This window comes from Cellulosimicrobium cellulans, from assembly GCF_001722485.1.
GTDB classification, from domain to species: Bacteria; Actinomycetota; Actinomycetes; order Actinomycetales; family Cellulomonadaceae; genus Cellulosimicrobium; species Cellulosimicrobium cellulans_A.
In genome coordinates, this window is sequence record NZ_LWGL01000059.1 from 1 (window position 1) to 17,722 (window position 17,722).

At 74.8% G+C, this 17,722-nt stretch carries 15 protein-coding genes and 7 tRNA genes; 14 read left to right on the top strand and 8 right to left on the bottom strand.

Going from position 1 to position 17,722, the window contains the following annotated elements:
• The 6 genes from JZ5iCDA_RS08605 to JZ5iCDA_RS08630 all read right to left on the bottom strand — a co-directional run.
• A partial coding sequence (locus JZ5iCDA_RS08605; RefSeq protein WP_139123032.1) for a CYTH domain-containing protein occupies positions 1 to 696 on the bottom strand: 696 nt, incomplete at its 3' end.
• A 159-nt stretch (positions 697 to 855) separates the two neighbouring features.
• On the bottom strand, positions 856 to 1,263 hold the full coding sequence (locus JZ5iCDA_RS08610) for a VOC family protein (protein WP_069386807.1): 408 nt from the start codon (positions 1,261 to 1,263) through the stop codon (positions 856 to 858).
• A gap of 173 nt (positions 1,264 to 1,436) precedes the next feature.
• A complete protein-coding gene (locus JZ5iCDA_RS08615; RefSeq protein WP_139123033.1) occupies positions 1,437 to 2,987 on the bottom strand; it encodes a DUF5979 domain-containing protein in 1,551 nt (516 codons plus the stop codon).
• Positions 2,988 to 3,175: 188 nt separating this feature from the next.
• Positions 3,176 to 3,247 (bottom strand) — tRNA-Val (locus JZ5iCDA_RS08620).
• A 75-nt stretch (positions 3,248 to 3,322) separates the two neighbouring features.
• Complete coding sequence (locus JZ5iCDA_RS08625) at positions 3,323 to 4,243, bottom strand: aminotransferase class IV (protein ID WP_069386809.1); 921 nt, start codon at positions 4,241 to 4,243, stop codon at positions 3,323 to 3,325.
• Positions 4,240 to 5,340, bottom strand: a complete 1,101-nt coding sequence (locus JZ5iCDA_RS08630; protein ID WP_069386810.1) for a chorismate-binding protein — start codon at positions 5,338 to 5,340, stop codon at positions 4,240 to 4,242. The genes JZ5iCDA_RS08625 and JZ5iCDA_RS08630 overlap by 4 nt, the downstream gene beginning before the upstream one ends.
• Before the next feature lie 185 nt (positions 5,341 to 5,525).
• Between JZ5iCDA_RS08630 and JZ5iCDA_RS08635 the strand changes: the two genes are divergently transcribed.
• The 9 genes from JZ5iCDA_RS08635 to JZ5iCDA_RS08675 all read left to right on the top strand — a co-directional run bounded on the left by JZ5iCDA_RS08635 (position 5,526) and on the right by JZ5iCDA_RS08675 (position 8,128).
• Positions 5,526 to 5,598: transfer RNA gene (locus tag JZ5iCDA_RS08635), tRNA-Gly, on the top strand.
• 53 nt (positions 5,599 to 5,651) lie between these two features.
• Positions 5,652 to 5,722 (top strand) — tRNA-Cys (locus tag JZ5iCDA_RS08640).
• 15 nt (positions 5,723 to 5,737) lie between these two features.
• Positions 5,738 to 5,812 (top strand) — tRNA-Val (locus JZ5iCDA_RS08645).
• Positions 5,813 to 6,052: 240 nt separating this feature from the next.
• Positions 6,053 to 6,125: transfer RNA gene (locus JZ5iCDA_RS08650), tRNA-Gly, on the top strand.
• Between the two features lie 52 nt (positions 6,126 to 6,177).
• Positions 6,178 to 6,248, top strand: a tRNA-Cys gene (locus JZ5iCDA_RS08655).
• 9 nt (positions 6,249 to 6,257) lie between these two features.
• Positions 6,258 to 6,329: transfer RNA gene (locus JZ5iCDA_RS08660), tRNA-Val, on the top strand.
• A 99-nt stretch (positions 6,330 to 6,428) separates the two neighbouring features.
• Positions 6,429 to 7,304 (top strand): hypothetical protein, encoded by an 876-nt coding sequence (locus tag JZ5iCDA_RS08665; RefSeq protein ID WP_069386811.1) that lies wholly within the window; start codon positions 6,429 to 6,431, stop codon positions 7,302 to 7,304.
• 55 nt (positions 7,305 to 7,359) lie between these two features.
• On the top strand, positions 7,360 to 7,773 hold the full coding sequence (locus JZ5iCDA_RS08670) for a DUF2277 domain-containing protein (protein WP_083259820.1): 414 nt from the start codon (positions 7,360 to 7,362) through the stop codon (positions 7,771 to 7,773).
• 10 nt (positions 7,774 to 7,783) lie between these two features.
• The gene (locus JZ5iCDA_RS08675) at positions 7,784 to 8,128 is read left to right on the top strand and encodes a hypothetical protein (protein ID WP_253182018.1); all 345 of its coding nucleotides are present in this window, start codon (positions 7,784 to 7,786) and stop codon (positions 8,126 to 8,128) included.
• A 52-nt stretch (positions 8,129 to 8,180) separates the two neighbouring features.
• Here JZ5iCDA_RS08675 and JZ5iCDA_RS08680 read toward each other — a convergent pair whose 3' ends face one another.
• Complete coding sequence (locus tag JZ5iCDA_RS08680; protein WP_069386812.1) at positions 8,181 to 8,393, bottom strand: hypothetical protein; 213 nt, start codon at positions 8,391 to 8,393, stop codon at positions 8,181 to 8,183.
• Between the two features lie 151 nt (positions 8,394 to 8,544).
• On the opposite strand from JZ5iCDA_RS08680, the gene glgX reads away from it, so the two are divergent.
• The 4 genes from glgX to JZ5iCDA_RS08700 are packed head-to-tail and all read left to right on the top strand — an operon-like array spanning position 8,545 to position 16,167.
• The gene (gene glgX / locus JZ5iCDA_RS08685) at positions 8,545 to 10,791 is read left to right on the top strand and encodes a glycogen debranching protein GlgX (protein WP_069386813.1); all 2,247 of its coding nucleotides are present in this window, start codon (positions 8,545 to 8,547) and stop codon (positions 10,789 to 10,791) included.
• Positions 10,792 to 10,850: 59 nt separating this feature from the next.
• On the top strand, positions 10,851 to 13,367 hold the full coding sequence (gene treY / locus JZ5iCDA_RS08690; protein WP_253182019.1) for a malto-oligosyltrehalose synthase: 2,517 nt from the start codon (positions 10,851 to 10,853) through the stop codon (positions 13,365 to 13,367).
• A gap of 38 nt (positions 13,368 to 13,405) precedes the next feature.
• On the top strand, positions 13,406 to 15,241 hold the full coding sequence (gene treZ / locus JZ5iCDA_RS08695) for a malto-oligosyltrehalose trehalohydrolase (RefSeq protein ID WP_069386815.1): 1,836 nt from the start codon (positions 13,406 to 13,408) through the stop codon (positions 15,239 to 15,241).
• 53 nt (positions 15,242 to 15,294) lie between these two features.
• On the top strand, positions 15,295 to 16,167 hold the full coding sequence (locus JZ5iCDA_RS08700) for a PPK2 family polyphosphate kinase (RefSeq protein WP_069386818.1): 873 nt from the start codon (positions 15,295 to 15,297) through the stop codon (positions 16,165 to 16,167).
• A 22-nt stretch (positions 16,168 to 16,189) separates the two neighbouring features.
• Here the strand turns inward: JZ5iCDA_RS08700 and zapE are convergent, their stop codons facing one another.
• Positions 16,190 to 17,233, bottom strand: coding sequence for a cell division protein ZapE (gene zapE, locus JZ5iCDA_RS08705; protein WP_069386816.1), 1,044 nt, complete (start codon positions 17,231 to 17,233; stop codon positions 16,190 to 16,192).
• A 37-nt stretch (positions 17,234 to 17,270) separates the two neighbouring features.
• Here zapE and JZ5iCDA_RS08710 point away from each other — a divergent pair.
• Positions 17,271 to 17,722 (top strand): dihydrofolate reductase family protein (locus tag JZ5iCDA_RS08710; RefSeq protein ID WP_253182020.1); only part of this gene is annotated, 452 nt, incomplete at its 3' end.

The window sequence follows — 17,722 nt, forward strand, 5'->3', positions numbered from 1 at the left end:
GTCGGCCCCGACGCCGAGCGCGCGGGCGAGCTTGGGCGCGCTCGGCCCGGCCGTCGCACCGGCGTCGACGAGCGCGTCGACGACCGCGGCGAGGAGGGCCTCGGGGTCGTCCGTCCCGAGGCCGGCGGGCGTGAGCTCGACCTCGATCTCGCGCCACGCGTCGGTCGCGCGACCGGCGTGGGGGTCGGCGTTCGTCGGCTGCGGGCCGGCTCCGGGCGCGATGCGCTCGGTGGTGACCGCGTCCTGCGCGATCTCGACGAGGGGCGCGCCGCCGTCCCGGGCGTCGCGGAGCACGGTGGTGCGACGCTCGGTGCGGATGCGGCCGACGGGTGCGAGGGCCTTCCCGCGCGCGAGACCGACGACGAGCGTGGCGAGCTCGTCGGGCGGTGCGGGCGCGGTCGCGGGGTCGGCGAGGACCGTCGGCAGCGGTCCGGCGTCGGCGCCGAGCGGGCGGCGCAGCTCGTCGCGCGCGTCGCCGGGCGCCGGCAGCTTGAGGTGCCACCCGGCGTCCTCCCCGCCGGTCCGGCGCCGCAGCGTGACGCCGCGCGCGAGCAGCCGCAGGTCCGGGGTGTCGTAGTACAGGGCGTCGAGCCGCAGCGGCTCGTCCGGCTCGGCGACGAGGCCGTCGAGCTCGAGCGCGGGGAGCTCCCAGCCGTCCGGCGCGCTCAGCGTGCGCTCCCGCTCGCGGTACGTCATCGGGCATCTCCTCGTCCGTGGGGCGTCGCGGACCCGGTCATGCCGACGACCCTAGGAGGAGCGCGCCGACCCTGCACGGGCGGCGTCGACCACACTCACGGTGCCGAGCGCGTCGCGGGCGTCGGTCACGACCGGCCACCTCGCTCCTGGCCCGCGCCCCTAGCCCCCGACGAGCCGCTCCATGCTCTCGCCGTCCGCGAGACCGACGATGTTGCCCGCCGGGTCCGTGAGCCAGGCCCCGTCGCCGCCCTCCATGAAACCGCGGGCGATCCCCTTGTCGTCCTGCTCGAAGCCCTCGTACCGCTCGAACGTCAGGCCCTTCGCGGTGAGCTCGTCGACGGCCTGGTCGACGTCGTCGACCGTCAGGTGCATGACGGTGTACGTCGCCGCCCGGTGGTCCTCCTTCGGGTAGACGAACACGTCGGCGCCGCCGTCGAGGTGCAGCACCAGCCCGTTCCCGTCGTCGAGGGCCGTGACCCTCAGGCCGAGGGTGTCCGCGTAGAACGCGCGCGCCGCCTCCAAATCGTCCGCGGAGAAGCTGGAGAACCCGCGTCGGATGCTGACCATCGCTGCCTCACTCCTTCGTGACCGCCGGCAGCCGTGCGGCGCGTCCCGCCGGGGCGCCGGATACTCCCAGGGTGCCACTGACGCGCCCGCGCGGACACCGCTCCCGGGTGCGGACGGAGCACCCTGGCCTGCCGCCCGGTGGGCGAGCAGGCCAGGGAACGGCGCCGTGAGGGTCATGCCCGGGAACGGCGCCCTGAGACGACCGCCAGGACCCCCACCGCGACGAGCGCCAGCGCACCCACCGACGCGGCGAGCACCGTGGTACCCGTGGCCGCGAGGGCCGCGTCCGGCGGCGTCGAGCCGGACGAGGTGGTCGCCTCCTCCGTCGGCGCGGCCTGCGTCGTCGTGCCGTCGGGCACGCCGCCGGCGCCCGGGTCCGTGACGGGCTCGGTCACGGGGACCGCGCCGCCGTGGGCGTCGAACGTGTTCGTCACGACGACGTCGATCGTCCCCGGCGACTCCGTCGTCACCACGACCGGCCCCGCCGGGGCGAAGGTCACGCGGTCCGCGCCGCCGTCGTCGGTCTCGGTGAGCTCGCACACCGCACCCACCGGCACGCCCGCGAACGTCGTCGTCCCCCCGGCGACGACGGCGGCCGTGCGCGGGAAGCCGTCGAGCGTCGCGCCGTCCGTGCCCGTGCAGACGAGCTCGAACGCGAACGGACCAGTCACGCCCTGCGCTGCGTCGCCGTCGACCTGCTTGGTGAGCCGGATCGACCGCACGGCCTCGCCCCGGCCCGTCCCGCCCCCGCCGGCGTACTCCATGGAGGCCACGATCTCCCTCGCGCCCAGGCCGGTGACGGTGTTCACGAACCGGTCGCCGTCGCGGGCGTCGTCCGGGAGGGCGGTCGCGTAGGCGAGCACGTAGACGTAGCCGGGACCGAGGGCGTCGGGGACGCTGAACCGGAACTGGTTGGCCCCCGGGCCGGGCTCGATCACGTACTGGGACTCGTCCAGCCCGAAACCTCCGCCCCAAAAGTCGCCGCGGTTCCACCCGTCGACGGGCACGGCGAGCGCGCGCATGCTGCCTTCGACGAGGCTCAGGCGCGGGTCGAACGTGTCGGTGACCACGACCGGGGCCCCGTCCGGGCCGGTCAGATAGGGACCGGGGATGTTCACCTGCCAGCGCGCGTGGCCGCGCGTCGTGTCGTACCAGGTGTTCTTGACCGGTGAGGTGGGCGCCTCCCAGCCCCCGCCGTCGCTCTCGCGGACACCTCCGGGGACGTCGACGGGGATCTCGACGCCGCCTCCCGTGGTGAACACGAGCACCTCGGACGTGCTCGTCTCGGTCACCTCCGCCCAGAAGAACAGCGTGCCCTCGACGTCGGTGTGGGTGGCGACGTACTCCCCGAGCGTGCAGGCGAAGCCGCTCCCGTCGACCGTGCAGGCGCCGACCACGGCACCCGTGGGATCGCTGATCTCGAACGAGTCCGGTGCTCCCACGACACGAGGGCTCGTGGGGAGCGTGAGGCGGAACGTGTCCCCCGGGCGCGCGTCGTCGTGCACGGCCCACGTCGCGTCGAGACGGATCGTGTCCCCCTGGTGGATCCCCCCGGTGGGCTCGGTGATCTCGACGCCGGTGATCGCGTCGAGCTCCGCGGCGCTCGCCGTCGCCGGGACGGCGGTGAGCCCGAGCAGGACGAGCAGCAGCGAGACCACGGCCGCGAGGGCGCGTCGTGCGGTCGGGCGTGGGGTGGGCCGCCAGAGTCGGGTGGTGGGGGGCACGGCGTTCTCCTTCGCTTCTGGACAGTTGTCCAGGAGGGAGGACTCGCGCTGGCACCGGAGGATGACGCGACGCGGCTGTGGCGAGGGACACGTCGGCCCGGCGCACCGGTCGCCGGACGAGGACGGGAAGCGACGAGGGCCCGTCATCGCTCCTGCGGTGACGGGCCCTCGACCTTGATGATGCTCGGTGGGCGATACTGGGTTCGAACCAGTGACCTCTTCGGTGTGAACGAAGCGCGCTACCACTGCGCCAATCGCCCGAGTGCGTGGACGATACTAGCGCGAACCGGACCGGATCGAAAAACCGGCTCGCACGGCGGGTCGCGGAGCAGCGGTCACGGGTCCAGGCGCTCGCGTCGACGGCGCTCGAACAGCTCGCGCGCGGCGAGCGAGACGGTGCCCGCCTGGACCTCGACGCCGTCGAGCCACGCCACCGGCTGGACGTTGCGCACGGAGCTCGTGAGCACGAGCCCCGCGCGGCCCTCCGTCACCTCGTCGAGCACGTCGAACCGCAGCTCGCCCGGCAGCGCCTCGCGCACCGGCAACCCGTCCTCGGCCGCCCACTCGAGCAGCAGCTCGCGCGTGATGCCCGCGAGGCAGCCGGACGACAGCGGCGGCGTGACGAGCTCGCCCGCCCGCTCGACGAACACGTTCGCCCCCGTGCCCTCGCACAGCTCCCCCGCCGTGCTGGCGAGCAGGGCCTCGTCGCCGCCCTTCGCGACCGCGTCGGCGAGCGCGACGACGTTCTCCGCGTACGACGTCGTCTTCAGCCCCGCGACCGCGGACCGCTCGTTGCGCGTCCACGGCGAGCGGACGGCGCGCCCGCGTGCCACGACCGTCGCCGGCCCGGCCGCGACGACGACCGTCTGCGCGCCGGGCGTGCGCCCCGACCCGAGCGGGCCCAGGCCCGCGGTCACGGTGATGCGCAGGCGCCCCACCGGAACCGCGCCGGCCGCCGCGCGGTCCCGCGCCTCGGCCAGCACCTGCTCGACGCCGGCGCGCACCGTCCCCTCGTCCGGCGCGTCCAGCCCGAGCCCGGCGGCGGACCGCGCGAGGCGGCGCAGGTGGCGTGTCAGGGCGAACGCCTGGTCGTCGGACACCGCGCAGGTCTCGAACACGCCGTCGCCCACGGTGATCCCGTGGTCGACCGCGCTCAGGGCGGCGTCCTGCGGCCCGACGAGGCGGCCGTCCGCCCACACGACGAGGTTCTCGGGCGGCGCCGTCGGGGCGCCGGGGGTCGGCAGGGGCTGCGTCATGGGTCCAGTGTGCCCGAGGCGAGCGCGACGAGCCGGTGCGCCTTGAGCGCGGTCTCGTCCCACTCGCGCGCGGGCTCGCTGCCCCAGGTGATGCCGGCACCGGTCCCGAAGCGCAGCACGCTGTCCGCCCACCAGAACGTGCGGATGCCGACGGCGAGCAGGGCCTCGTCCCCGTCGACCCACCCGACGGCCCCGCAGTACGGGCCGCGCGGCACGGGCTCGAGCTCGCCGATGACCCGCAGCGCCGACGACTTCGGGGCCCCGGAGACCGACGCGGGCGGGAACGTCGCGCCGAGCACGCGCGCCCACCGGTCCTCCGCGACGAGCACGTCGCCGCGCACGCGCCCGGCGACACGGCTCACGAGGTGGACGAGGCCCGGGTGCTCCTCGACGGCGAGCAGGTCGGTCACCTCGACCGTCCCCGGGTCGCACACGCGCTGCAGGTCGTTGCGGACGAGGTCCGTGATCATGACGTTCTCGGCGCGGTCCTTGGCGGTGAGACCGCCCGGCGTCGGCGCGGTGCCCTTGATGGGACCCGACGTCAGCACGCCGCCGCAGAGCCCGAGGTAGAGCTCGGGCGACGCGCTGACGACCCAGACCGGGTCCACGCCGCTGCTCGCCGGCACGTGGAGCACGCCGGCGTAGGGCGCCGGGTTGCCCCGGTCCAGACGGCGCGCGAGCGCTTCCGCGTCCGGCTCGTTCCCGCCCTCGGACGCGAGCGGGGCGGCGAGCACGCGGCACACGTTGGCCTGGTAGACCTCGCCCTCGCGCACCTCGGCGCGCACGCGCGCCACCGCGGCCTCGTAGGCGGCCCGGTCGAGCGAGCTGCTCCACGCCGACGGGTCGGGTCCTCGCCACGCCCCCGGTGCGACGTCGGGCCACGGGTCACCCGGGTCCACGCGCTCGGCGAACCGCCAGGCCCGGACGCGTCCCCCGTGGGCCGGCGCGTCGAAGTCCGCGACGAGGAACCACGGCCCGCCCTCGAGCAGCCGCTCCGGGGCGCGCAGCACGTCCACGCACTCGACCGCGCCGCGCGCGGCCCGTCCGGCGAACCGCGCGACGCCCGCGCGGACCGGCGTCCTCCCTGGTCCTGGCACGGGCTCACGCTACCGACCGGGTGCGGGCACCGGAGGGCCGCCCGACCGGGACCACCGAGGTCACGCCGGGGAGCCGGTTGGACGTCGAGCGCTCCGGTCGACTAATGTCTGGGACGCGCCGGAACGCCGGGGTCACCGAGAAGGTCTCGAGAGAGACGCGAACGGGGATCCGCAGCACCGGCCGCGCGGATGTGGCTCAGTTGGTAGAGCATCACCTTGCCAAGGTGAGGGTCGCGGGTTCGAGTCCCGTCATCCGCTCGGAGACCACTCCCCGACTCTCTCTCCCGAGAGCAAGGAGAGGGACGAGTCACGGTGGAGTGGCCGAGAGGCGAGGCAGCGGCCTGCAAAGCCGTATACGTGGGTTCGAATCCCATCTCCACCTCGCAGCAGCACCCTCGGGCGATTGGCGCAGCGGTAGCGCGCTTCCCTGACACGGAAGAGGTCACTGGTTCGATCCCAGTATCGCCCACCACCACGAACGCCGCCCCGGACACCGTCCGGGGCGGCGTTCGCCGTCCTTCCCCCACGCTCCGCGAGGGCGCGTCCCGGCGCCGGCTCGTGCCGACGACGCTCGCGCGCGGGCTCTCGTGGTTCTCGAGGGGCTCTCGCCCGCGGATGCACGGATCGCGGCGGATGTCGGCTAGTATGTGGGACGCGCCGGAACACCGGGCCTGCGACCGACGTGTCGGTCAGGGCACGGAGCACCGGCCGCGCGGATGTGGCTCAGTTGGTAGAGCATCACCTTGCCAAGGTGAGGGTCGCGGGTTCGAGTCCCGTCATCCGCTCGGAGGCCGCTCTCCGGCCGGTTCGTCCGGCCGCCGGGAGGACGAGTCTCGCGGTGGAGTGGCCGAGAGGCGAGGCAGCGGCCTGCAAAGCCGTATACGTGGGTTCGAATCCCATCTCCACCTCGCAGCACTGGGCGATTGGCGCAGCGGTAGCGCGCTTCCCTGACACGGAAGAGGTCACTGGTTCGATCCCAGTATCGCCCACCGAACGAAGGCCGCCCCGGACACGTCCGGGGCGGCCTTCCGCGTCGACGCCGCGACCTGCGGTTCCGGGACCGGCTCCGCGCACCTAGGCTCTCGGTCATGTCTCACGACGCGAGCCCCGACGAGCTCGTCCCCCTCGGCCGCGCACCGCGCCCCACGACCGACGCCGACCTCACCGCCCGGATCCTGCAGGCGTTGCGCGACGAGGCGGGCGACCGGCTCACAGCACCGGAGCGCGTCCGCGTCGCCGCCGCGCTCGACGGCGCCGACGTCGCGTCCCTCGCCGTCGACCTCTCCGGAGTGGTGGCGCGCGTCCGGGTGGGGTCGCCCCAGGCGCCGCACGCGCCGTGGCGCCCCGCCGAGCGGCGATCGACCGAGCCGGGCACGGTCCGGACGCTGCGCGTCGACGCGCACCCCGTCGTCGTCGAGGACGTCCCGGTCGACGTGACCGCGGTGGCCGAGGGCCTGCGCCTCGACTGGGTCGAGACGCACGACGACCGGCTCGGCATCGCCCCGGTCGAGCCGGACGAGGCGCATCCGGTGAGCGGGCACGTGCGCGTCGCGGTCCCGCAGGACGCCGTCGTCGCCACGGCACGCCGGCTGCTCACCGACGAGCTGTCGGCACGGGGGCTCGCCCTCTCGTCCCTCGACGTCGAGATCACCTCGTCCGGGCCGCGCGCCGTGGCCGTGCGGGCCTTCGCCCGCGTCCGCAAGGGCCTGCTGTCGGCGAGCGTCCAGGCGGTGCTGGCCGCCGACGTCGACGACCGCTCGGTCCTCACCGTGCGGGAGCTCGACCTGTCGAGCCGCAACCCGGCGGTCGCCGCGCTGCTCGTGGTCGCGCGCAGGCACGTCGAGGAGCTGCGCGGCCGGACGTTCGACCTCGCCGCCGAGCTCCCGGCCGGCGTGCGGCTGGGCGACCTCCGGCTCGACGTCGACGCGAGCAGGACCGTCGCGCTCACCGCGCGCTTCGTCTGAGCCGGGTCGCGACAGCCCCTTGTGACGCTCGACACGTGCCCGTAGCGTCGTGAGCATGTGCCGGAACATCACGACCCTGCGCGGCCTCGTCCCTCCCGCGACCGAGGAGGAGGTCGAGGCCGCCGCGCGGCAGTTCGTCCGCAAGGTCACGGGCATCCAGCGCACGAGCGCCGCGACCGAGGAGCCGTTCGAGCGCGCTGTCGCCGACGTCTCCGCGATCGTGGCCCGACTCCTGGACGAGCTGCCGGAGCGCCGTCAGCCGTCGGCGACGGTCCCGCCGCTGCGGCGCGAGGAGGTGCGCGCGCGCATCGCGGCCCGCGAGGCCGCCGAGCGGGCGCACGAGCTCGCCCACGCGCTCGGGCTGGCGCACGACCACGACGAGGACCACGACCACGGCGAGGGCGACGACGCGCCCGCCGAGCACGACCACGTGCACGCCGGCGCGGGGAGCGGTGCCGCGGGCGTCTAGGCTCGGGCCCGTGGAACCCGCTCCCCCGACCTCCGACACCGGCAGCCGCGAGAGCTCGGCCCACCCCGGGCGCACGGCACGCCCGGAGCCCGTCAGCGCGTCGATGCGCCGGGCCAAGGCGGGCGCGCGTGCCGCGCACGTCACCACCGGCCAGGTCGTCGAGGACGCGTCCGGTCGCGTGACGATCGAGTGCTCGTGCGGGATGGTGCTCACCAACGGCCCCGACTGGACCGTCGACGAGCACATCCGCCTGCACCGCGCGGAGGCGCGCTACCTCGCGCTCAGCGCGGTCGCGCCCGCCGGCATGCCGCGCATCCTGCCGGTCGACGCCGACCGGCTCCCGCGGCTCGACTGACCGCGACGTCTCGCGGCGGCGGGGGCGGTCCCGCGGGTCGCCGAGGGGCGGGTCAGAGCTCGTCCGGGTCGTCCCACGAGGTGCCGGACGACGCCCCCTCGATCGGGCGCCGCTCGGTCTCGGACAGGGAGTGCGGCGCCTTCGTCGGGTCCCCGCCCGCCAGCACGTCGCCGTGCTCCTCCTCGTCGTCCCGCGGGGGCGACAGGCGTGCGTAGGCGATGTCGGAGGTGTTGACGTCGTCTTGGTGGCTCGCGTCGGTGCTCATGGCTCGGGTCTACCAGGTCCGCGGAGCCGCCGCACCCGGTCTTGACGCGCTTGGCACACTTTTTCCGCCGCGCTTCTTGATGTGACGTGCGTCTCACTCTGCGGCCCGCGCCCCCTGAGCGGCGCCACGCAGTGCGTGACATCCTCGGGGGATGCAGACCTGGCCTGGCCATGCCTATCCCCTCGGGGCCACGTACGACGGCTCGGGCACCAACTTCGCCCTCTTCTCCGAGATCGCCGAGCGTGTCGAGCTGTGCCTGCTCGACGACGACGGGACCGAGCAGCGCGTCGACGTCGAGGAGGTCGACGCGCACGTGTGGCACGTCTACCTGCCCGGCGTCGGTCCCGGCACGCGGTACGGCTACCGCGTGCACGGGCCCTACGACCCGGCGAACGGGCACCGGTGCAACCCCGCGAAGCTCCTGCTCGACCCGTACGCGAAGGCGATCGAGGGGCAGGTCGACGGCGACGAGTCGCTGTACTCGTACCGGTTCGCGGATGCGCAGGACACCGCCGGCGACGACGCGGACGACGGCACCGACGACGAGCAGGCGCCGCCCGCCGCTCCCCCGCTCAACGACGACGACTCGGCCGCGCACACGATGCTGTCCGTCGTGGTCAACCCGTTCTTCGACTGGGGCCACGACCGGCCGCCGAACCGGGACTACCACGACAGCGTGATCTACGAGGCGCACGTCAAGGGCATGACCATGCGGCACCCGGACGTGCCCGAGGAGCTGCGCGGCACGTACGCGGGCATGGCCCACCCCGCCGTGATCGAGCACCTCACCTCGCTCGGCGTCACGGCGGTCGAGCTCATGCCGGTCCACCAGTTCGTCAACGACCCGCACCTCGTCGACCAGGGCCTGTCGAACTACTGGGGCTACAACACCATCGGCTTCTTCGCGCCGCACAACGGCTACGCCGCCTTCGGCACCCGCGGCGACCAGGTCATGGAGTTCAAGTCCATGGTCAAGGCGCTGCACGAGGCCGGTATCGAGGTCATCCTCGACGTCGTCTACAACCACACGGCCGAGGGCAACCACCTCGGCCCCACGCTGAGCTTCCGGGGCATCGACAACAAGGCGTACTACCGCCTCGTCGACGGCGACGAGGCGCACTACTTCGACACGACCGGTACCGGGAACTCGCTGCTCATGCGCTCGCCCCACGTGCTGCAGCTCATCATGGACTCGCTGCGGTACTGGGTCACCGAGATGCACGTCGACGGCTTCCGCTTCGACCTCGCCTCGTCCCTCGCGCGCCAGTTCCACGAGGTCGACCGCCTCTCGGCGTTCTTCGACATCGTCCAGCAGGACCCGGTGATCTCCCAGGTCAAGCTCATCGCCGAGCCGTGGGACCTCGGCGACGGCGGCTACCAGGTGGGCGGCTTCCCGCCGATGTGGACCGAGTGGAACGGCGCGTACCGCGACACGGTGCGGGACTTCTGGCGTGGCGAGCCGTCGACGCTGCCGGAGTTCGCGAGCCGGCTCACGGGGTCGTCGGACCTCTACGAGCACAGCGGCCGCAAGCCCATCGCCTCCATCAACTTCGTCACCGCGCACGACGGCTTCACGCTCAACGACCTCGTGTCGTACAACGAGAAGCACAACGAGGCGAACGGCGAGGGCAACAACGACGGCGAGAGCCACAACCGGTCGTGGAACTGCGGCGTGGAGGGGCCCACGGACGACCCGGAGGTCCTCGCGCTGCGGGCGCGCCAGCGCCGCAACTTCCTCACGACGCTCCTGCTGTCCCAGGGCGTGCCGATGCTCTCCCACGGCGACGAGATCGCCCGGACGCAGCGCGGCAACAACAACGGGTACTGCCAGGACGGCGAGCTCACCTGGATGGACTGGAGCTTCCTCGCCGAGGACGGCACCGAGGAGCCCGCCGAGGGCGAGGCCGGCGTCGGGGCGGGCGGCACCGAGGAGCGCGACGAGCGCCGCGCGCTCCTCGACTTCGCGCGCCACCTCGTGTGGCTGCGCCGTGACCACCCCGTCCTGCACCGTCGCCGGTTCTTCGTCGGGCGCGACGGCGGCACCGGACCGGACGACCTGCCGGACATCGAGTGGCTCGACATCACCGGGTCGCGCATGACCCAGGAGGACTGGGACCACAGCTACGCCCGCACCGTCATGGTCTTCCTCAACGGCAGTGCCATCCCGGAGACGGACCGGCGCGGCGAGCCCATCGTGGACGACTCGTTCCTCCTGCTGCTCAACGCCCACTCCGAAGAGCTCGAGTTCACCGTGCCGCCGGAGCAGTACGGGCAGGCGTGGGACGTCGTGCTCGACACCGACGGATCGCTCGACGCGAGCGGCGCCCTGAGCCCCGGGGACACCCTCCCGGTGGCGGGGCGCAGCGTCGTCGTCCTGACCCGCCCGCCGGCGTCGTGACCGCCCCGGAGACCGGGGCGCCGCGCACCCCCCGCGAGGGTGCCGACCGTGCGACCCCTGTGTCGACGTACCGGCTCCAGCTCGGGCCCGACCTGACGTTCGACGACGCGGCTCGCCAGGTGCCCTACCTGGCCTCGCTCGGGATCACGCACCTGTACCTGTCCCCCGTGCTGCAGGCGGCGCCGGGCTCGACGCACGGCTACGACGTCGTCGACCACTCCCGCGTCAGCGCGGAGCTCGGCGGACGGGACGGCCTCGAGCGGCTCGCCGAGCGCGCTCACGCCGCGGGCCTCGGCATGGTCCTCGACGTCGTGCCCAACCACATGGCGGTCCCCACGCCCGCCTGGCACAACCGCGCCCTGTGGTCCGTGCTGCAGCACGGCCCGCAGTCCCCGTACGCGTCGTGGTTCGACGTGGACTGGTCGTCCGACGACGGCGCCGTGCTCATGCCCGTGCTCGGCGTGCGGCTCGGCGACGCGCTGGCCGCGGGCGAGCTCGTCCTCGACGAGGTCGTCGTGCCAGGCGACGGCGAGGACGCGCCGACGACCGTGCTGCGGTACTACGACCACGTGTTCCCCGTGCGCGGGGGCACCGAGGACCTGCCGCTCGCCGAGCTGGTCGAGCGCCAGCACTACCGGCTCGCGTTCTGGCGGGTGGGCGACGAGGAGCTCAACTACCGCCGGTTCTTCGACGTGGGCTCGCTCGCGGCCGTGCGCGTCGAGGACGAGGAGGTGTTCGACGCGACGCACGCGCTCGTGCTCGACCTCGTGCGCACGGGCGTCGTCGACGGCCTACGCATCGACCACCCCGACGGGCTCGCCGACCCGGCCCAGTACCTCGAGCGGCTCGCGGAGCGCACCGACGGGGCGTGGGTCGTCGTCGAGAAGATCCTCGCGGGCGAGGAGCAGGTGCCCGCGGACTGGGCGACGGTCGGCACCACGGGGTACGACGTCGCGTGGCGCCTGCAGCAGCTGTACGTCGACCCGGGCGGCCGCGCGGGGCTGGACGCGACGATGACGCGCCTCACGGGCGCGGTCCCGGGCGGCCTCGAGGCGGTCGTCGAGGAGGCGAAGCGCGAGGTCGTCGGCGGGCCGCTGTACGCGGAGGTGCACCGCCTGACCGACCTGGCCGCCGCCGTCTGCCACGACGACCCGCGCCTGCGCGACCACACGTGGCGCGGCCTGCACCAGTGCCTGCGCGAGCTGCTCGTCGCGTTCGACCGGTACCGCGCGTACGTCGTGCCCGGGACCACCCCGCGGCACGAGGCCGTGCGCGCCGTGGAGGAGGCCGCCGAGCGTGCGCGGGCGCGCCTGGACCCGCAGCGGTACGACACGCTCGACGTCGTCGTCGACCTCGTCCTGGGCCGCGAGGCCGGGAGCGCGGGCCGCCGGCGCGAGCCGCGGCGCGACGAGCTCGTCGTGCGCTTCCAGCAGGTGTGCGGCGCCGTGACGGCCAAGGGCGTGGAGGACACGGCGTTCTACCGCTGGACCGAGCTCGTGAGCCTGTGCGAGGTCGGCGGGGAGCCCGACCGGTTCAGCATCGGGGTCCACGACTGGCACGCGTTCGCCCAGCGCGTCGCCGCGCTCACGCCGCTCGCGCTCACCGCCGGCTCGACCCACGACACCAAGCGCGGCGAGGACACGCGCGCGGCGCTCGGCGTCCTCTCGGAGGACGCGGCGGGCTGGGCCCGCCTCGTGGACCGCGTGCGGGAGGCGAGCGCCCCCTACCGCGGCGTGCTGGTCGACGGCCTCGCGGAGAACCTGTTGTGGCAGACGGTCGCCGGCACCTGGCGCCCCGGAGCGGCGGCGCCCGGCGACGTCGAGGAGGGCGGCGAGCACGGCGCGCCGGGCGCGATCGAGGCCGACCGCCTCGTGGACTACCTGCGCAAGGCGCTGCGCGAGGCCAAGGTCCGCACGTCGTGGACCGGCACCGACGAGGCGTACGAGCGCGCGGTCGAGGACCTCGCCCGGCACGCGCTCGAGGACCCGGCGGTGCTGCACGCGTTCGAGCGCTGGTCGCACGACCACCGCGAGGAGCTGCGCGCCGCGAGCCTCGGCATCAAGCTCGTGCAGCTCACCGCGCCCGGGGTGGCGGACGTCTACCAGGGCAGCGAGTCGTACGAGCCCACGCTCGTGGACCCGGACAACCGCCGGCCCGTGGACGTCGACGACCTCGCCCGTCGTCTCGCGCGGCTCGACGAGGGCGGCGCGGCGCGCACGCTCGCCGACGAGAAGCTGCTCGTCACGTCGCGCGCCCTGCGCCTGCGGCTCGAGGCCGTCGACGCGTTCGTCGGCCCGGACGCCGGGTACGCGCCCGTCGCGACCTCGAGCCCGTGCGCCCTGGCGTTCGCGCGCACGGTGGCCGGCCGCCCGCGCGTCGTGACCGTCGCGACGCGCCTGCACGGCACGGTCCGGCGGCTGGGCGGCTGGCGCGACCACGTCGTCGCGCTGCCGGACGCCCCCGGCGGCTGGCGCGACGTCCTCACGGGCCGCCGGCACCCGGCCGGGACCGTGTCCCTCGACCTGCTGTTCGAGGACCTGCCCGTCGCACTGCTCGTCGAAGAGGGAGACGCATGACCGCCCAGCCACCGGTGCCCGCGCCCCGCGGGACGCCCATGCTGCCCGTGCCCGGACCGCGTCCGCTCGTGTGGGCGCCGGCGGCGGCGCAGGTCGAGCTGCTCCTGCCGGAGCAGGGCACGGGGACGTTCGAGGGGGCGCGACGCGAACCGCTGCGGCTCGTGGGCGCGCACGTGCCCGGGTGGTGGGGCCACGACCACGAGCTGCCGTCCGGCACGGACTACGGCTTCGCCGTCGACGGTGGCCCGGGCCGCCCGGACCCCCGCAGCCCGTGGCAGCCGTACGGCGTCCACGGCCCGAGCCGCACGTTCGACCCGGACTTCGCGTGGACCGACGACGCCTGGCCCGGCCGCGACGTGCGCGGCGAGGTGGTCTACGAGCTGCACGTCGGCACGTTCACCCCCGAGGGCACGCTCGAGGCCGCGATCGGCCGGCTCGACCACCTCGTCGAGCTCGGCGTCGGCGCGGTCGAGGTCATGCCGGTCGCGGCCTTCGGCGGCCGCTGGGGCTGGGGCTACGACGGCGTGCACCTGTACGCCGTGCACGACCCGTACGGCGGACCGCGCGCGCTGCAGCGCTTCGTCGACGCCGCGCACGCGCGGGGTCTCGCGGTCGTGCTCGACGTCGTCTACAACCACCTCGGCCCCTCCGGCAACTACCTGCCCGAGTTCGGCCCGTACTTCACCGACGCCCACCACACGCCGTGGGGCGCGGCGGTCAACCTCGACCGCTCGGGCAGCCGCGAGGTGCGCGAGTGGGTCATGGACAACGCCGAGCGCTGGATCGTCGAGTTCCACGTCGACGGCCTGCGCCTGGACGCCGTGCACGCGCTCGTCGACGACTCCCCGACCCACCTGCTCGCCGAGCTCGCGCGCCGCGTCGAGCGCCTCGAGCAGACGCTCGGGCGGCCGCTGACCCTCATCGCCGAGTCGGACCAGAACGACCCGGCGACCGTCACCGGCCCCGACCAGGGCGGGCGCGGCATGGACGCGCAGTGGGCGGACGACGTGCACCACGCCCTGCACGCCCTGCTCACGGGCGAGCGCCAGGGCTACTACGTCGACTTCGGGTCCGTCGCCGTGCTGCGCAAGGCGCTGACGGGCGTGTTCGTCCACGACGGGACGTTCTCGACGTTCCGCAACGAGCGCTGGGGCCACCCGGTCCCGGAGGGCACCGACGGGCACGCGTTCGTCGTGTTCGCCCAGGACCACGACCAGGTCGGCAACCGCGCGCAGGGCGACCGGCCCTCGGCGACCCTCGACGCGGGGGCCCTCGCCGTCGCGGCGGCGCTCGTGCTCGTCTCGCCCTTCACGCCCATGCTCTTCATGGGCGAGGAGTGGGGCGCGACGACGCCGTGGCAGTACTTCACCGACCACGACGACCCCGAGCTGGCGCGGGCGATCCGCGAGGGACGCGCGGCGGAGTTCTCCGGCCACGGCTGGGACGAGGGCGCGCCGGCCGTCCCCGACCCGCAGGACCCGGCGACGCGCGACGCGAGCGTCCTCGACTGGGCCGAGCCGGCGCAGCCGGACCACGCCCGCCTGCTCGCCTGGTACCGGGCCATGGTCGCGCTGCGGCAGCGCGACGACGTCCGCTCCGGCGACCTGTCCGCGGTGCGCGTGCACGGGCCGGGCGGCGAGGACGACGACGCGTCGGGCGAGGAGGGCCGCCTCGGGCCGGACGACGGGCCCGCGTTCGTCGTCGACCGGCGGACGGTCGCGGTCGCGGTGAACCTCGGGCGCGAGCCGCGCGACGTGCGGGTCGCCCTCCGCGGCGCACCCCGCCTCCTCGCCGCGTGGGACCCCGCGACCACGGTCGACGGCCAGGTCGTGCACCTGCCGGCACGTTCGGTCGCCGTCGTCTCCTGGGTGTGACTACGCTCGCGCGCATGGTGACGGCGAAGAAGGCGGGAGGGACGACGGCGACGATGTCGGGCGAGGACCCCGGTCCGGTGTCCCCCGGCTGGGACGCCGCGCCGACGCAGGTGCTGCGCGTGCCGGCGGGCTTCGACCTCGCGTCCGTCGACCGCTCGTCGACGCCCGGCTTCACGGGCGGCAAGGCGGCGGGGCGCGCGCTCGTCGCGCACCACGCCGACGAGCTGTCCGAGCTCCAGGAGCGGCTCTTCGCCGAGGGGCGCTCCGGCGGCTCGCGGTCCGTGCTCCTCGTGCTGCAGGGCATGGACACCGCGGGCAAGGGCGGCATCGTCCGCCACGTCGTCGGGCTCGTCGACCCCCAGGGCGTCGCCCACCGGTCGTTCGGCGTGCCCAGCGCCGAGGAGCTGCGGCACCACTTCCTGTGGCGGGTGCGCAACGCCCTCCCGGAGCCCGGCTACATCGGCGTCTTCGACCGCTCGCACTACGAGGACGTGCTCGTCGCGCGCGTCCGCGAGCTCGTGGAGCCGGACGTGCTCGACGACCGCTACGACGAGATCAACCGCTTCGAGGAGGAGGTCGTCGCGTCCGGGACGACCCTCATCAAGGTCGTGCTGCTCGTGTCGTCCGAGGAGCAGCGTGCGCGCCTCGCCGAGCGCCTCGAGCGACCGGACAAGCACTGGAAGTACGACCCGTCGGACATCGACGCCCGCGCGCTGTGGCCCGCGTACCAGGAGGCCTACCAGGTGATGCTCGACCGCACGAGCACCCCGGCGGCCCCGTGGTACGTCGTCCCGGCGGACCGCAAGTGGTTCGCGCGGCTCGCCGTGAGCGAGCTGCTGCTCGACGCGCTGCGCCGCCTCGACCTCGGCTGGCCGGTCGCGGACTTCGACGTCGAGGCCGAGAAGCGCCGCCTCGCCGCGACGTGACGCCCGCAGCGGCGCCGTGCCGTCAGGCGGCGCGGGCCAGCGTGCGCCCGTCCTCGGCGAGCGCCCCCAGGCGCGAGAGCGCGCGGTAGTACTTCTTGCGGTACCCGCCGCGCAGCATCTCCTCGGTGAACAGCCCGCCCTCCCCCGCGCCGCCGAGCAGCACGGGCACGTCGCGGTCGTAGAGGCGGTCGACGAGCACGACGAGGCGCAGCGCCGCGGCCTGCTCCGTCACGGGGCGCACGCCGGTGAGCGCGACCGCCTCGACGCCGTCGAGCATCGCGCCGTACCGGCTCGGGTGCACCTGTGCGAGGTGCGCCAGGAGGGCGTCGAACGTGTCGAGCGTCGTGCCCGGGCGTGAGGCGGCGATGGCACGGACGGCGTCCTCGGGCAGGGGCGCGGAGTCGGTGACGACGGCCCGGTGCCGGTAGTCCTCGCCGTCCACGCGCAGCACCTCGAACCGGGCCGCCAGCGCCTGGATCTCGCGCAGGAAGTCCTCGGCCGCGAACCGCCCCTCCCCGAGGGCCTCGGGGAGCGTGTTCGACGTCGCCGCGAGCGCGACGCCCCGGTCGGCGAGCTCGCGCAGGAGCCGGGACACGAGCACGGTGTCGCCCGGGTCGTCGAGCTCGAACTCGTCGATGCACACGAGCTTCTTCGCGGCGAGCGCGTCGACGGTGGGGGCGAACCCGAGCGCGCCCACGAGGTTGGTGTACTCGACGAAGGTGCCGTACGCGCTCACGTCGAGGCCGACGGCGTGCGCGAGCGACGTGAGCAGGTGCGTCTTGCCGACGCCGAAGCCGCCGTCCATGTACACGGCGGGCGCGGTGGTCCGGCGTCCGCCGAACAGGCCGCGGCGCGGCGGGCGCGCGATCGTGGCGGCGACCTCCTCGAGCCGCGCGACGGTGCTCGCCTGGCTGGGGTAGCGCGCGTCGGAGCGGTACGTCGAGAAGCGCGCGGTCGCGAAGTGGCGCGGCGGCACGAGGTCGGCGAGCATCCGGGACGGGGAGACGGAGGGTCGCACGTCCGCGAGGGCCCGGACGTGCGACGCGGGTGCGGGCGCTGGAGTCACGAGGATCCAGCGTACGCCTGCGGCTACGGTGGCGGTTGTGAGCCCCGCCACGCGCACCGACCTGCCGGCCCTCGACGTGCTGGTCCCGGCCGCCCGGCACCTCCCGCCGGACGCGCGGGAGACCGCGCTGGCGGCGCTCTACGCGTACGACGCGCCGGTGCGGGGCACCAGCTCGGTGCGGGCCAACATGGTCGCGAGCCTCGACGGCGCGGCGTGGGGCCCGGACCAGCGGTCCGGCTCGATCAACGACGCGGCGGACTGGCGCGTCTTCCGGGTCCTGCGGGCGCTGGCCGACGTCGTCCTCGTCGGCGCGGGCACGGCGCGCGCCGAGGGGTACACCGCGCTGGACCGTCCCCGGGGCCTGGAGCACCTGCGTCCCGCGCCGCTCGAGCTCGCCGTCGTCACGCGCTCGGGCCGCGTCCCCGAGCGCCTCGCGGGCACCGACCGCCCGCCGTTCGTGCTCACCGGGCCCGACGGCGCGCCGCCCGC